Source organism: Anaeromyxobacter sp. (assembly GCA_016718565.1).
Classification (GTDB): Bacteria; Myxococcota; Myxococcia; order Myxococcales; family Anaeromyxobacteraceae; genus JADKCZ01.
This window is the reverse complement of the sequence record JADKCZ010000002.1, coordinates 516360-530070: the sequence shown is the minus strand read 5'-3', so window position 1 is coordinate 530070 and position 13711 is coordinate 516360. Positions and strand designations below refer to the sequence as shown.

General features: G+C 74.3%; 11 protein-coding genes and 2 pseudogenes. 6 read left to right on the top strand and 7 right to left on the bottom strand.

Going from position 1 to position 13711, the window contains the following annotated elements; all coding sequences use genetic code 11:
* The first annotated feature begins 32 nt into the window (after positions 1-32).
* The 5 genes and pseudogenes from ccsA to IPO09_09225 all read left to right on the top strand — a co-directional run bounded on the left by ccsA (position 33) and on the right by IPO09_09225 (position 5233).
* A pseudogene (gene ccsA, locus IPO09_09245) lies at positions 33-858 on the top strand (cytochrome c biogenesis protein CcsA).
* 100 nt (positions 859-958) lie between these two features.
* Positions 959-2308: pseudogene (locus tag IPO09_09240) on the top strand (radical SAM protein).
* 212 nt (positions 2309-2520) lie between these two features.
* Positions 2521-2688: a hypothetical protein gene (locus tag IPO09_09235; protein MBK9517520.1), complete on the top strand. Its 168-nt coding sequence runs from the start codon at positions 2521-2523 to the stop codon at positions 2686-2688.
* A gap of 8 nt (positions 2689-2696) precedes the next feature.
* Positions 2697-4424: a hypothetical protein gene (locus tag IPO09_09230; GenBank protein ID MBK9517519.1), complete on the top strand. Its 1728-nt coding sequence runs from the start codon at positions 2697-2699 to the stop codon at positions 4422-4424.
* A 134-nt stretch (positions 4425-4558) separates the two neighbouring features.
* Complete coding sequence (locus IPO09_09225; GenBank protein ID MBK9517518.1) at positions 4559-5233, top strand: hypothetical protein; 675 nt, start codon at positions 4559-4561, stop codon at positions 5231-5233.
* 40 nt (positions 5234-5273) lie between these two features.
* Here IPO09_09225 and IPO09_09220 read toward each other — a convergent pair whose 3' ends face one another.
* The 3 genes from IPO09_09220 to IPO09_09210 all read right to left on the bottom strand — a co-directional run bounded on the left by IPO09_09220 (position 5274) and on the right by IPO09_09210 (position 8225).
* Positions 5274-5966: a TlpA family protein disulfide reductase gene (locus IPO09_09220; protein MBK9517517.1), complete on the bottom strand. Its 693-nt coding sequence runs from the start codon at positions 5964-5966 to the stop codon at positions 5274-5276.
* Positions 5967-6062: 96 nt separating this feature from the next.
* Positions 6063-7568 carry an acyl-protein synthetase gene (locus IPO09_09215; GenBank protein MBK9517516.1) on the bottom strand — a complete coding sequence of 502 codons (1506 nt, stop codon included), beginning with the start codon at positions 7566-7568 and terminating at the stop codon, positions 6063-6065.
* Positions 7569-7874: 306 nt separating this feature from the next.
* Positions 7875-8225: a hypothetical protein gene (locus tag IPO09_09210; protein MBK9517515.1), complete on the bottom strand. Its 351-nt coding sequence runs from the start codon at positions 8223-8225 to the stop codon at positions 7875-7877.
* Between the two features lie 252 nt (positions 8226-8477).
* Between IPO09_09210 and IPO09_09205 the strand changes: the two genes are divergently transcribed.
* The gene (locus IPO09_09205) at positions 8478-8957 is read left to right on the top strand and encodes a cytochrome c3 family protein (protein ID MBK9517514.1); all 480 of its coding nucleotides are present in this window, start codon (positions 8478-8480) and stop codon (positions 8955-8957) included.
* A 97-nt stretch (positions 8958-9054) separates the two neighbouring features.
* On the opposite strand, the gene IPO09_09200 is transcribed toward IPO09_09205, so the two are convergent.
* The 4 genes from IPO09_09200 to IPO09_09185 all read right to left on the bottom strand — a co-directional run bounded on the left by IPO09_09200 (position 9055) and on the right by IPO09_09185 (position 13710).
* A complete protein-coding gene (locus IPO09_09200; protein ID MBK9517513.1) occupies positions 9055-9678 on the bottom strand; it encodes a cytochrome C in 624 nt (207 codons plus the stop codon).
* A gap of 217 nt (positions 9679-9895) precedes the next feature.
* Entirely contained in the window at positions 9896-10990 is a 1095-nt protein-coding gene (locus IPO09_09195) for an SMP-30/gluconolactonase/LRE family protein (protein ID MBK9517512.1), read from the bottom strand.
* Positions 10991-10993: 3 nt separating this feature from the next.
* Positions 10994-12721 carry a hypothetical protein gene (locus IPO09_09190; protein MBK9517511.1) on the bottom strand — a complete coding sequence of 576 codons (1728 nt, stop codon included), beginning with the start codon at positions 12719-12721 and terminating at the stop codon, positions 10994-10996.
* Positions 12718-13710, bottom strand: coding sequence for a hypothetical protein (locus IPO09_09185; protein MBK9517510.1), 993 nt, complete (start codon positions 13708-13710; stop codon positions 12718-12720). The genes IPO09_09190 and IPO09_09185 overlap by 4 nt, the downstream gene beginning before the upstream one ends.
* Position 13711 lies beyond the last annotated feature (1 nt).

Here is a 13711-nt window from a genome sequence, read left to right as displayed (position 1 = left end):
GCCGTTCACGGCGCGCCCGAGGGGGGACGACGATGAGGACCGAGCAGGTGCTGTTCTGGGCGGCCGTGGCGCTCTACGGCGTGAGCGCCTTCAGCTACATCATCGGGTTCATGGCCCGGGCCGAGAAGCTCTTCCTGGCCGGGGTGATCACCGCCGCCCTGGGCTTCCTGCCCCACGTCGCCAGCATCGCCTGGCGCTGGGGTGTGGGCGGCGTCAACCCCTTCATCACCACCTCCGGAGTCCATCGCCCTGGGCATGGCGGTGACGGTGCTGCTCTACCTGGTGGTCCAGCTCTCCACCAGCGCGGTGCGCCCCCTGGGCGTCCTGGTCATGCCGGTGGCCTTCACCATGATGGGCTGGGCCGGCACCCTGCAGACCGAGGTGACCGGGCAGCGCGTCCCGGCCCTGCAGAGCGCCTGGCTCTGGGTCCACATCGTCGGCGCCACCACCGGCTTCAGCGCCGTGCTCATCGCCGCCGCCCTCGGCCTGCTCTACCTGCTCAAGCAGCGCGGCCAGGGTGGCCTCTACGACCGCCTCCCGGCGCTCGAGGCCCTCGACGCCCTCAGCTACCGCTTCGTGGTCGGCGGCTTCACGCTCTACGGCGTGATGATCGTCTCCGGCGCCTTCTGGGCCGACCAGGTCAAGGGCACCTTCTGGAACTGGGACCCGGTGGAGGTCTGGTCCCTCATCTCCTGGCTCATCTACGGCATCTACCTGCACCTGCGCATCACCTTCGGGTGGCGCGGGCAGAAGCTGGCCGTTTATTCCATCCTGGCCATGGTCGCCATGATCGTCAGCTACTGGGGCATCCCCTTCACCATGGAGACCTTCCACTCCGGCTTCCGCATCGAGCACTAGCCGGCGCCGGACACGTCCCAGCTTTCGCCAGGGCGCTGGCGCTGGCGCCCACACCGGCGCCGGAGCCGGCGCCGCCCCGGGGGGGGACCGAGGAGACACAGTGAAGCTCTGCATCATCAAGCCCCCGCTCCCCTTCGGCTGGACCCCGGTGGCCCCGCCCATCCTGGAGTACCTGGCCGCCCTGACCCGCCAGGCCGATCCCGACATCGAGATCGAGCTCTACAGCGCCAGCGCCACCCCGGACGTCTTCGACGACCTCCAGTGCGACCTGGCCGCCATCAGCCTGCTCACCCCCACCGCCGTGCCCGGGTACCGCATCGCCGACGGCCTGCGCGCCCGCGGCATCAAGGTGGTCCTGGGCGGCATGCACGTCTCGGCCTGCCCCGAGGAGGCCGCGCAACACGCCGACGCGGTGGTCACCGGCGAGGCCGAGGGGGTCTGGCCCCAGGTCCTGGCCGACTTCAAGGCCGGCGCCATGAAGCCCCGCTACCAGGGCCAGCAGCTCGAGCTCGAAGGCCTGCCCACCCCGCTCTACGGCATGCTCAAGCACGGCCACGACTTCCGCATCGTCAGCACCGCCCGCGGCTGCCCCTACCCCTGCTCCTTCTGCACCGTCAGCAAGGTCTTCGGCGCCAGGATCCGGATGCGCCCCATCGACGACGTCGTCCAGGACGTCGACGCCATGCCCGGCAGCCTCTACATCAACGGCGACGAGAACATCTGGTGGCTCGGCAAGACCCAGCGCGCCATCGACCTCTTCACCGCCCTCAAGGGCAGCAAGAAGCGCTGGATGGGCTTCGGCTCCCTCGCCCCCGTCCTCTCCCCCCGACGGCGCAGGCATGCTCAAGGCCGCCCGCCAGTCCGGCATGCTCACCGTCTGGGTCGGCTGGGAGTCCATCACCGACCACGGCCTCGAGGAGTACCGCGCCGACCGCAAGGTCGGCATCGACCGCGAGCGCGCCGTCAAGACGCTCAAGGACGCCGGCATCGACGTCTCCCTCTTCTTCATGCTCGGCTCGCGCGCCGACTCCATCGACGACTACCGCCGCGCCGTCGACCTCGCCGACCGCCTCGGCGTCTCCATGCACCCCTCCCTCGCCGTCCCCTATCCCGGCTCCACCCTGCGCGACCAGTACCAGCCCTACCTCTTCAAGGACCTCGGCTGGGAGTACTACACCGGCGCCTACGCCCTCTACGAGCACCCCGACCCCCGCATGACCCCGGAGGTCCGCGAGGAGCTCTTCTACCAGACCTCCCTCGAGCTCCTCTCCCTCCCCCCAGGGTCCTCAAGCACATGTTCAAGGTCCCCGCCTCCGGCTTCCCACACGCCCACATCCTCTCCCTCATGAACCAGCTCCCCGTCCGCAAGGGCATGCGGATCGCCTACGAGAAGTGGAAGGTCGCCAAGGACGGCCTCCGCCACCGCCAGGTCACCTCGCCCCCCGCCTAGCCCCTCGGCGCACGCCGGGCAGGCCAGGTGCTGGCGCCCACCGCCCACCGCCCATCGCCCATCGCCCATCGCCCACCGCCCACCGCCCACCGACCTTGCGCTCCCTCTCCCCCACCGGGGGAGAGGGCCGGGGTGAGGGGGCCGCCCGGCTCCCGCCTACGCCGGCTGTCCGGCCGCGTCGCCCGCGGCCCGCGCCGCGCTATACTGGCCGCGTGAACGGCCACTCCCTGCTCGAGTTCCTCCGGGAGTTCCTGGGCTTCCTGCGCGAGCGCAAGCGCTTCTGGCTCCTGCCCCTCCTGCTGGTGCTGCTGCTGATGGGGCTGCTGGTCTTCCTCACCCAGGGCTCGGCCGTCGCGCCGCGCATCTACGGCACCCTCTGAGCGAGCCCGTGGTCCCTGCCACCGAGAGGAGCCGGAGCCGGCCTGCCTTCTGGGCGCTCACCCTGCTGCTCCTGGCGGCCGGCGTCGAGCTCGGCTGCCGGCTCATCGAGCGGGTCGAGAACGCCGCCGCGCGCCGCCGGAACCCCCACGTGGAGGCCATCAACCCGGTCCCGGCCTTCGAGGTGGTCGAGCTGGACGGCCGGAGGATGGTGCGGCGGACCGGGTTCCACCCGCTGATGGTCAACCCGCGGCCGTTCCCGCTGGAGCGGCCGGAGGGGGGCCTCCGGGTCTTCGTCCTGGGCGCCTCGGCGGCGGCCGGCTGGCCCTACCAGCTGGGCGACACCAACCTGAGCGCGCTGCTGGAGCGGAAGCTCCGGCTGCTCTACCCGGGGAGGGCGGTCGAGGTCGTCAACATGGCGGCGGGCACCTACGGGAGCCACCGGGTCAAGCTGATCCTCGAGGAGGCGCTCCGGTACCACCCCGACCTGCTGGTCCTCTACAACGGGAACAACGAGCTCCTCGAGAACCTGGTCTACCGGCCCCGCACCCCGCCGGCCCCCTGGGACCGCTCGGCGGCGGCCCGCCTGGCCTACCGGGTCGGCGTGACGCTGACCACGCCGCTGCCGCGGTTCGACGTCAAGGACTACGACTTCGACGACCAGCTCTCCAACCACCTCTCCTTCGCCTTCGGCCAGGCCTCGCGCTACCGGGAGGACCCGCGGCAGTTCCAGGCGCTCCTGGAGCACTACCGCTTCAACGTCGAGGCCATGGTGGCCAGCGCGGGCCAGGCCAGGGTCCCGCTGCTCCTCCTCACCTGCCCGGTCAACCTGAAGGACTGGAGCCCCAACGTCTCACGTCACCGCCCGGGCCTCGACGCCTGGCAGCGGTCCCGCTGGACCGCCGCCTTCCGCGAGGGCGTCCTGGCCGTCGAGCGGGGCGACTTCGCCGGCGCCGAGGCGCCGCTGCGCGCCGCCGTCGAGCTGGACGGCGAGTACGCCGAGGCCCACTTCTACCTGGCGGAGTCGCTCCGGAGGACGGGGCGCCCGGCCGAGGCCAAGGCCGAGTACGTCCTGGCGCTGCAGCGCGACGCCTTCCCGTTCCGCGAGCTCCCGGAGTTCCAGGTCATCCTGCGGGAGGTGGCGGCGGCGCGGGGCGCGCCCCTGGTGGACATCGTGGCTCCGCTGGAGGCGGTGGCGGGCGACGGCATCCCCGGCTTCGACGTCCTCATCGACTACGTCCACCTGACCGAGCGGAGCCAGGAGATCGCGGCCCACGAGGTGCTCCGGGCGCTCCTGGCGCGCGGGCTGCTGCCGGGGGTCGCCGCCGCCGACCTGGAGCGGACCCGCATCGCCATCACCGAGCGGTTCTGGCCGGAGCGCGACGTCTACGTGGTGGACGTCAACTACAACCTGGCCATGATCATGCACCAGTACGACCGGCTCGACGCCCTCTACCGGCAGCTGGTGGAGGTCCTCACCCGGGCGGCCCGCGAGGACCCGTCCCTGGCCGCCCACTGCCAGGAGCGGCTCCAGACCTACCAGCAGGTCCACGCCATCGTCGGGGACTACCGGAAGCTCCTGCGCGCCGAGAAGCTGGGCCTGGCGCAGCAGGCCTACACCCCGGCGCAGGCGCAGCAGATCTCCCAGGCGTACGCCGAGATGATCCACTGGTCGAACGCCGACCGCCTGTCGCGGGAGGAGTTCCTCCAGCGGGTCCCGGCCACCCCCCGACGGTGAGATGGGCGGGCCGGCGGACGCCCGTCCAAGGGGCGCGAGGGCCCTGGCGGCGCCGCGGCGCCGGTCGCGGCGGTCCGGCCGGCTCTGGTAAACTGCCGCGCCCCGGCGCTCCTGCCGGGAGACGGAGGAGGCGCATGCGCAAGTGGATGGTCATGGCCGGGCTCGCCGCCGCGGTCCTCGCGGTGGTCCTGCTGCTGCCCGGCGCCCCGAAGGAGACCGCGCCGGGCCACACCGCCGCCTCGCCGGCCGCGGGGCACCCGGCCCAGGGGGCCGACCTCGCGGCGGCTGGGCACGCCGCGGCAGGCACGCCGGATGCGCCGGCCGGGCACGGCGCGCCGGCCCCCGGGTCGGCCGGCGAAGCGGCCGCGGGGGACATGCACGAGGGCGTGCTGGACGAGGGCACCCGCGCCATGCTGGCCTACCCGGTCACGCTGCCGAAGCTGAAGAGCTACGTGGCGGCGGTGAAGGAGATCCGCGCCGCCGGGGCGCGCGACCCCAAGCTGCTGGCCAGGTTCCGCGAGCCGGGACCCGCCGGGGAGATGCCGGCCGCGGCGGCGACGCGGCTCGAGGCCATCGCCCCGCTGAAGGCCATCCTCGACCGGCACCACCTCGGCGGCCTCGACCTGGTGCTGCTGCCGCGGGCGGTGGTGGCGGGGCGGAACGCCTACGCCCTCGAGCAGGAGGGGCGCCCCCTGCCGGTCGACCAGGTGAACGTGACCGCCACGTCGCTCTTCCGGGCCGACCTCCCCGGGATGGACCAGCTCAACAAGGCCTACGCGGACGACCTGAAGTTCCTCAGCGGCAGGTAGCGGGGCCCGGGGAGGCGGAGCGGGTGCGGCGGGCCCGCGCTCACCCCGACAGCAGCGCCTCGAGGTACAGCGCCGGGCCGGGCAGGGACCAGTCGATCTCGCCCACCACCAGCGCCACGATGCGGCCCTGCTGGTCCACCACGTAGGTCTCGGGGAGCCGGCTGTCCTCCGGGCGGCAGGCGCCGCGCCCCAGGCACGGGAAGCCGCGGGCCACCGCGCCGGCGCCCGGCTCGAGCGCCACCACCAGCTCGGGCGGCAGGCCGCCCCAGGGCGGCTCGGCGAAGAACTTCGCCACGGCGTCCGGCTGCTCGTCGACCGACACCGCCACGATGCGGAACTTCCCGGGGTGGCGCTTCGCCAGGTCCCGGCCGAGCTGCACCAGGCTGGGCAGCTCCCGGACGCACGGCGAGCACCAGGTGGCCCAGAAGTTCACCACCACCACCTGGCCCCGGGCGGCGGCCAGGGAGAAGCGCGCGCCGCCGGCGGTGGGGAGGTCCAGGGCGGGTGCGGCCACCGGCGCCGGCGCCGTGACCAGCCGGTTGGCGGGGACCTCGGGCCGGGGCGGGACGGTGAGCGTCGGGCCGGCGGCCGGGCTCGGGGCGGCGGCGCGCAGGCGGGCGCGGGTGGCGGCCAGCCAGGTGGACCAGGAGAGCCCGACCACCAGCGCGGCGCCGGCCAGGAGGACGAGCGCCCGCCCCAGCCGTGGGCGCCGATCGGGTGGGGACGTTGCCATGGTGGCGGTATACCGCAGGGGCGCCGGCCGGCGAAGCCGCTCCCCCCGGCCACCAGGCCGGGGCCAGCGGGGAGGGGACCGCCGCCGCGGCCTGGCCTACAGCTTGTTCGGCCCGGGCTCCTCCGACTGCAGGCCGGCCGGGTGGTCGGCCAGCTTCTGCTTGCGGGCCTGCTCCTGGAACCACTCCATGGGGCGCTCGGTCTGGTCCTTGAAGGCCTGCAGCGAGGCGTCGCGCTGGCGGGCGGCGTCCTCGTTGCCCTGCGAGAGCAGGATCTCGTCCACCACCTGCGGGCAGGAGGCCACCGAGCCCGGCCGCGCCTCGATCTCCTCGCGGATGGTCGGGCCGGCCGGCGGGGCCTTGGCGGTGAGCATCTTCAGGTCGATGGAGAAGTTCACGTAGGACTCGAGCATCCGGAAGACCATCCCGTCGCCCATGCCGCCCACCGGCTTCTCCTCGTCCGGCAGCGGCGAGACCTTGCCGTTCTCCAGCTTGGCGCGCCCCACCATCTCGCAGCCGCGCCCGTCGTCGGTGGTGTAGCCGAGGTTGTCGGTGATGAGGCAGAGCACGGTCGGGACGTTGGCGAGGTCCCAGTGGGCCAGCAGGCCGACCTTGCCGTCGGGCAGGGGCTTGAGCGTGTCGATGTCCATGGCCAGCACCCGGCTCCAGGGCGGCACCGGGCGGGTGCGCTTCCGCACCGGCTGGCCCGTGACGAGGCGGCGCAGCGAGTCGTCGAAGAGGTTGGTGGCGGTCTCGGCCTCCCCGAGGACGTTGACGCAGTGGGAGTCGGGGATGCCCAGGATCTCCTGCACCATCCCGAGGTAGTCCTCGCGGGACACCGGGCCGAAGCGACCGCGGTAGCCGCCGCCGTCGCAGATGCGGCTGCCCCTGGGCAGCTTGAAGGTGTACTTCTTCCGCCGGCAGGCCTGGAAGAAGTAGACGTAGGCCGAGGTGGCGCCGATGAGCGCCACCGGCACGCCGCTCGACTCCGACTCCCGCAGCGCCTTGAGCAGGCCGTTGATGTCGATGCCGGTGCGGCCGAGCAGGAACTGGCTGTCGGGCGTGCCGAAGTGGGTGCGGGTCTGCTCCATGCCGATGGCCATGCCCATGGAGGGGGCGAACTCCGGGCTGGGGGCGAGGATGAGGATGCGGCAGCGGCGCCCCTCCTCGAAGTCGGGGAAGAGGTACGCGCCGGTCATCCGCTTGTTGGCGCCGAAGACCAGCTTCTTGCCGTCCTCGTCGCGGAAGATGCGACCGCGCTGCGTCAGGCTGGTGGTCCCTCCGGTGAGGCAGCCGATGACCGCGTTCTCGAGCGGGAAGGAGGTCACCAGGTGGGTCTTGAACATGTCGTTGTAGACCAGCGGGATCTCCCGCCAGTCGGACACGTCCCCGGGGCGCACCTTCTTGACGTCGCAGAACTCCCGGAAGATGGGGGCGAGCTCGTACTGCATGGCGAACATCCGCAGGCAGGAGGCGTTGAAGTCCGGCACCTCGGCGTCCACGCCGGCCGCGATGTAGCCGAGGACCTCCTCGGTGAGGCGGTGGCGCTCCAGCGCGGCGCCGGTCAGCCGGCTGGGATCCTGGGTGGTCGGGGTGGTCGACATGTGGAGTTCCTCCTCGCGGCCGGCGCGACGGCGCGGCCAGTGACCTCGACCAGGGGTGTGGCCGCGGGCTGCGGCGGCCGGCTGGTCGGCTTCAGCGTCGGCGGATGCGAGGGCACAAGGTAGCACCGCCGATCGCCTGGAAACAAACGCTGGCAGGCCCGTTCCGCATTCCCCGGCCCGCGCTGCACGGAACCCGGGCGACTGCCCGTCGAGCGGGCAGGGCCACCGGGGCGGGGCGGTGCGCCGCTGGAGGGTGCGGCGCCGGGCCGAGCGGTCCGGGCGCGCCGAGGCGGGCGCCCGCCGGCCTCACCACAGGACCAGCGCCACCTGGTAGGCCGTGCCCGCCGCGAAGACGATGCCGAGCAGGGCGTGCTTCACCTTGAGCAGCTGGATGCGCGACTGCTCCATGTCGCCGGTCCAGCCGAACACCTTCCAGGTGAACACCCGGACCACGCCGGTGGCGATGATGACGCCCAGGCTCACCCAGGTGAGGACCAGGAACTGCCGCTCCAGCCCGGGCACCAGGGCCGCCGCCGGGGCCCAGGCGGCGCCGCGGGTCTCGCGGTGGAGCAGGGTGAGCAGCACCAGCGTGCCGATCCAGGTGCCGGTGGCCACGTCGTGCACGAAGGCGTTGAGGATGGTGAGCTTCTCACGCATGGCGGCGAACCCTAGCACGGGTGAATGGGCTGGTGGACCGGAGGCCGCGCCGCGCGCGCCCCGGGGCCGGGGCGCCCGCCCCGGGCCGGCGCAAGCGTTCGTTCCGGACGGCCTCCGGGCCGTCCGGGGCGCCAGCGCCGCGCGGATCCGGCTGCAAACAGGGAGGATCACGCCGAGGCCCCGGCGTCCGACCAGCGCCGTTCATGCTAGCCTGGGGCCTTCCCCAGGCTTGCCGTTCGAAGGAGCACCGCCATGTCCCAGCGCCGCGCCCTGGCCGTCACCCCGCCTCCTCCTGCGGACCCGGGCGGTGCGCGGTGGCGGCGGCGCCTCGCCGTGGCGGCGGTGCTGCTGGGCTCGGCGGGCTGCGCCACCCTGTTCGGCCCGCGGCGTCCCGCCGTGGAGTTCACGCCGTACCCGGCCGAGCAGGTGGCCGGGGTGGCCAACCCCCACGCCTACCAGGGCAAGCCGCTCTGCCAGCGCTGCCACGTGCCCGGCGACGGGCGGCTCAACTCGCCGGCGGTGGCGCTGTGCCGCTCCTGCCACGTGCAGCGCCACTCCAACCACCCGGTCGAGGTGGTCCACAAGACCCCGGCGCCCGGGCTGCCCTACCTGCCGGGGGGGCTCATCGCCTGCCACACCTGCCACGATCCGCACGATCTCGGCCGCCAGCCCAAGGGGCTCAGGCTGCCGTTCGACCAGCTCTGCCTGGCCTGCCACACGCAGCACACCTGACCCGGCCGGCCGCGAACGAAAAACGGGGACCGGTTGCCCGGTCCCCGTCGGAATCCCCCCCACCTGACTTGAAAGGCGGGCTGCTGCGCTCAGCGAGCTACTGGGTGTGGCAGGCGCCGCACAGGCCGACCGCGTTCGGGACGCGGAGGAAGTTGCCGTTCACGTTGTTGTGCGGGTCGTGGCAGGTGCCGCACTCGACGTTGGCCACGGCGGTGCCGCCGTAGTTGTAGAGGCGGAAGCCGGCGCCCGTCGCCGTGAGGATGGGCTGCAGCGTGGTGTCGGCCGCCGGGTCGTAGTTCACGCCGATGGGGTGGTCGTTGGCCACGGTGGTGCCGAGGTTGAAGAGCGTGCCGGTCAGGGTGCCGACGTTGCCGGCGCCGAGGTTGCCCGAGCCGAAGGTGACCGCGATGGCGTTCTGGCCGTCGTGGCACTGGAGGCAGGTCAGCGAGTTCACGCCGGGGGCGGCAGCCTGGGCGCCGTCGATGGTGGCCGAGGCGTACATCGTGTAGGCCTGGGCGTTGGTGGCGCGGTTCCACAGCGGGGCGCCGGCCTGGCCAGCGTTCGCGTTGTGCGGCGCGTGGCAGAAGGTGCAGGAGTCGGCGGTGGCGGTGAAGACGTTGCCGGTGAAGCCGTCGGTGAAGTCGTGCGGGCTGCCGGCGACCTGGGCGAAGGCCGACGACGCGTAGAGCGCGGCGGCGAAGGCGAGTGCAAGCTTCTTCATGGTGGTGCTCCCCTTTCAAGGGCCCGTGTGGAGTACGGGTGGTGTGGAACCTGGGATTGCATGACCCGTGCCCAGGTCTTGACGGTTAAGTGACTGAAAACAGGGCTGCTGGTGATGGTTGGGGCTGCGTGTAATCCCCCAGGGTGCGGCTATTGACCCGCGAAACTGGGGCACGCGGCTGGACCAGACCAGGACCACGCCGCGCCCTGCTGCTGCCTCACTGCTGCGGCTTCCCCTCCGAGGCCCCCGGAGGCGCCTCGCCCTGGCTCTCCTCCTTCGTCACGTTGAAGAGCTGGTACTGGTTCACGCGGTTGGCGCCGTAGTCGGCCACGTAGATGGTGTTGCTGGCGTCGATGACGATGGGGCTCGGCACCAGCATGAGCTCGGGCCGGTAGCCGCGGCCCCCGTAGGCCATGAGCGGCTGGTGGCGGGCGTTCAGGATCTGGACCAGCGACTGCTCGCTGTCCACCGCGTGCAGGTTGCCGAAGGTGTCGAAGGCCAGCCCCTTCACCTTGAGGAACTGGCCGGGGGCGGAGCCCTGGCTGCCGAAGGTGCCGACCAGCGCGCCGGCCGCGTCGAAGACCTGGACGCGGAAGTTGAGGGTGTCGGCCACGTAGAGCGAGCCCTCGGCGTCGACCGCCAGCCGGGCCGGGAAGTTGAACTGGCCCGGCGCGCCGCCGCGGCTGCCGATGGTGCGCAGGTGCTCGCCCTGGAGGGAGAAGACCTCCACCTGGTGGTTCTGCCCCTTGGCCTCGCCGCCCTCCACCACGTAGAGCACCTGGCGGGTGCGGTCGATGGCCAGGCCGGTGGGCCGCTCCAGGACCCCCTTGCCGACGTGGCGCAGGAAGGTGCCCGTCCGGTCGTAGACCCAGACCAGCCCCTTGGCGCTGTCGGCCACGTAGAGGCGGTCGGCGCCGTCCACCGCCACGTCGAACGGCATGGTCGGCGCGAACCCCTCGGCGTCGGCCACCCGCCGCAGCCGGGACCTGGCCAGGTCGAGCTCCAGCACCCGGCCGCGCGGGCCGCAGGCCACGTAGAGCCGCGTGCCGTCCGGCGAGAGGGCCAGGCCGGTGGGGCTGTCGATGCGGTCCTCGGGGCGCTCCGGCACCAGCAGCCGCCGGAAGGAGCGGCCGGCGCCGCCGCCCAGGTCCTGCTCGGAGACCAGCGAGCGCACCCACTTCACCCGCGGCGGGTCCGGCGGCAGGGGCCAGACGATCTCCTGGGCCGGGGCCTTGGGCGTGGTGGCGCAGCCGGCCGCCAGCAGGGCGGCCAGCGGGAGCAGGGCGGAGAGGGCGAGGCGGGAGCGGGTCATGGCTCAGTACTCCTTGGGCGCGTGGACCGAGCCGTGGCAGGTGAGGGCGCAGCTGCCGCTGCGCGGGCCGCGCGACAGGTAGGCCCGCTCGCCGGACGGCGTGGTCCCCACCACCGCGGTGTCGAAGTCCACCAGGTGGGCGTTGGCGCCCGGGCTGCCGGCCAGGGCCGACACGCCGTGGGCCGCGTGGCAGGCCGAGCAGCTGGTGCGCTGATCCACCACGTGGAGCTGGTGGAGCGGCACCCCGGCGTCGGTCTGGAAGGGGGAGTCCGGCGACCGGAGCAGCCGGTCGCGGTCGTGGCACTTGTAGCAGAGGGCGTAGGCGGCGGCGCTCTCGCTGCTCGGGTCGTCGGTGACGTAGCGCCGCTCCAGCAGCCCAGGCCAGCTCGAGCCGTGGGGGCCGCGCGGGCCGGTGCCGCCGGCGGCGGCGCCGCCCTCGGAGGCGTGGCAGTCGGAGCAGGCGATCTGGCTGGTCGGGCCGAGCGGCGGGATCAGGCTGGGCACGTCGGCGCCGCGGCCTGGCCCACCCACCGGGTGGGAGGAGGCGGCGGTGCTGGCGAAGACCCGGCGCAGGTTGGCGTCGGCGCCGGCGCGCTGCACCGCGCGGGTGGCACCCACGGCCCGGCCCCGCGGCAGGTTGGCGCTGTCGCCGTGGCACTTCAGGCAGACCTGGTACTCGAACCGCACCTGCGCCACCCGCTGGCCGTCCAGGTCGATGCCCCACACCCCGTCGAGCGCGCCGCCGGCGAAGGGCGGGGTGGCCGGGCGCGGGCTGGAGGCGTGCGGGGCGTGGCAGTCCACGCACAGCACGTGGCGCGGCGCGGCCGGCGAGACCTCCGGGAGGCGGCGCCCACCGCCGCTCGGGCCCTCGTCGGCGGCGTGCACCCCGCTGGCCAGGCTGGCGTGGGCGAAGGGCTTGGACCGATCGCGCGCCACGTCCAGCCGGCCGGTCCCAGCGCCGTGGCAGCCCAGGCAGGTGGCGTCCTCCGGCTCGCCGGCGCCGCGCCGCTGCAGGTGGCTGTCCGGGGCCGCGCCGTGGGAGGCGTGGCACACCGAGCAGCCGGCCTCGGCCGCGCCGGCCCCCAGGGCGGCGGCCAGGCTGGCCGGGCGCAGGGCGGTCAGGTGGGTGGCCTCGCCGGTCATCTCGGCGTGGCAGGCCAGGCAGAGCTCGGAGCGGCGGTTGGCGCCCAGCAGGAACTTGCCGTCGGCCGAGTCGCGGTGCGGGTCGTGGCAGCTGGTGCACTGCACCGTGCCGCCCTCCACCAGCCGCGCGCCGTCCGACAGGGCGGGGGCGCGCACCGACAGGCCGTCCGGACGGACCGAGAGCGGGTGGGAGGTGCGCAGGTCGGTGCCCAGGTTGCTGCGCTGACCGGCCTCGATGCGCCCGCCGGCGCCGCCGGCCACCGGCACCAGGCCGGCGGTGGTCTGGCCCACCGCCACCGTGCCGTCGTGGCAGGAGAGGCAGCTGCGGCTGGCCTGGCCGGGCGCGCCGGCCGAGGCGCCGGCCCGGGCCGCGGTGCGGCTGGGGGCGGGGTCCGGCCGGGCCGAGAGGGCGCCGCCGGAGGCGCCGTGCGAGGCGTGGCAGTAGGCGCAGGCCGAGGCCGGGCCGGTCCCCTTGAAGCGGCCGCCGCCGCTGGCGCTGAAGTCGTGGCGCGAGCCGGTCACGGAGCCGCCCTCGGCGGCCCGGCCCGTCGGGGCCACCAGCAGGGCGAGGACGAGGAGCCTCTTCATGATCTGCCTCCGACCAGCTCGAAGATCTGGATGCGCCGGTTGCGGGCGTCGGCCACGGCCAGGCGCCCCCCGGCCACGGCCAGGCCGGCCGGCGAGAGGAGCTGGCCGGGCTCGCCGCCGCTGCTCCCGAGGGCCTGCCCGAAGGCGCCGTCGGGGCCGAAGACCAGCACCTGGTCGCGCCCGCCATCGGACACGTAGATGACGCCGGCGGCGTCCACCGCCACCCCCTTGGGTCGCACCAGCCCGCCACCCGCCTCGTCGCGCCCGCCCACGGCGCCGGCCACCGCGCCGTCCGGCCCGAACCGGACCAGCCGGCCGTCCAGGGCGTCGGCCACCAGCAGCGAGCCATCGGGCGCCAGCGCCGCGGCGGTGGGCAGGTGCAGCACCCCGGCCCCCAGCCGGTCGAGCACGGCGCCGTCGCGCCCCAGCACCACCACCTGCTGGCGCGGGGCGTCCACCACGTAGAGCCGCCCGCCGCCGGCCGCCAGCCCGGTGGGGCGCTCGAAGCCGGTCGCCAGGATCCGGCAGGTCCCGCCCGGACCGAGCTCCACCAGCCGCGCCGCGCCGGCGTCCGCCACCACCAGCGCCCCGTCGAGGAGGGCCACCGCCATGGGCGCGGCCCACGGCTGGCCCGGGCAGGTCCGGAGCTCGGGCGCGGCCCCCGGGCGGAGGATGGCCAGCGCCGGCGCCTCGGGGTCGGCCACCGCCCAGGCGCCGTCCGGCAGCCCCACCACGCCGAACGGGAGGGCCGGGAAGGCGGCCGGCGCGGCCTGGCGATCGCGACCGGTCACCACGTCGACGAACCGGTCCCAGCCGCCGGCGGCCACGGTGGGCCGGTCGGGCAGGATGGCCACCAGCCTGGCCTGCGGCGCGTCCGGCGCGGCGGGCCAGGAGACCCTCGGGACCTGGCGCGCCACCGGCGCGGCGGCGCAGCCGGCCGCCAGGCCGAGGGCCACCCACCAGCCGAGGTCGAGGCGCCGCGCCGCCATG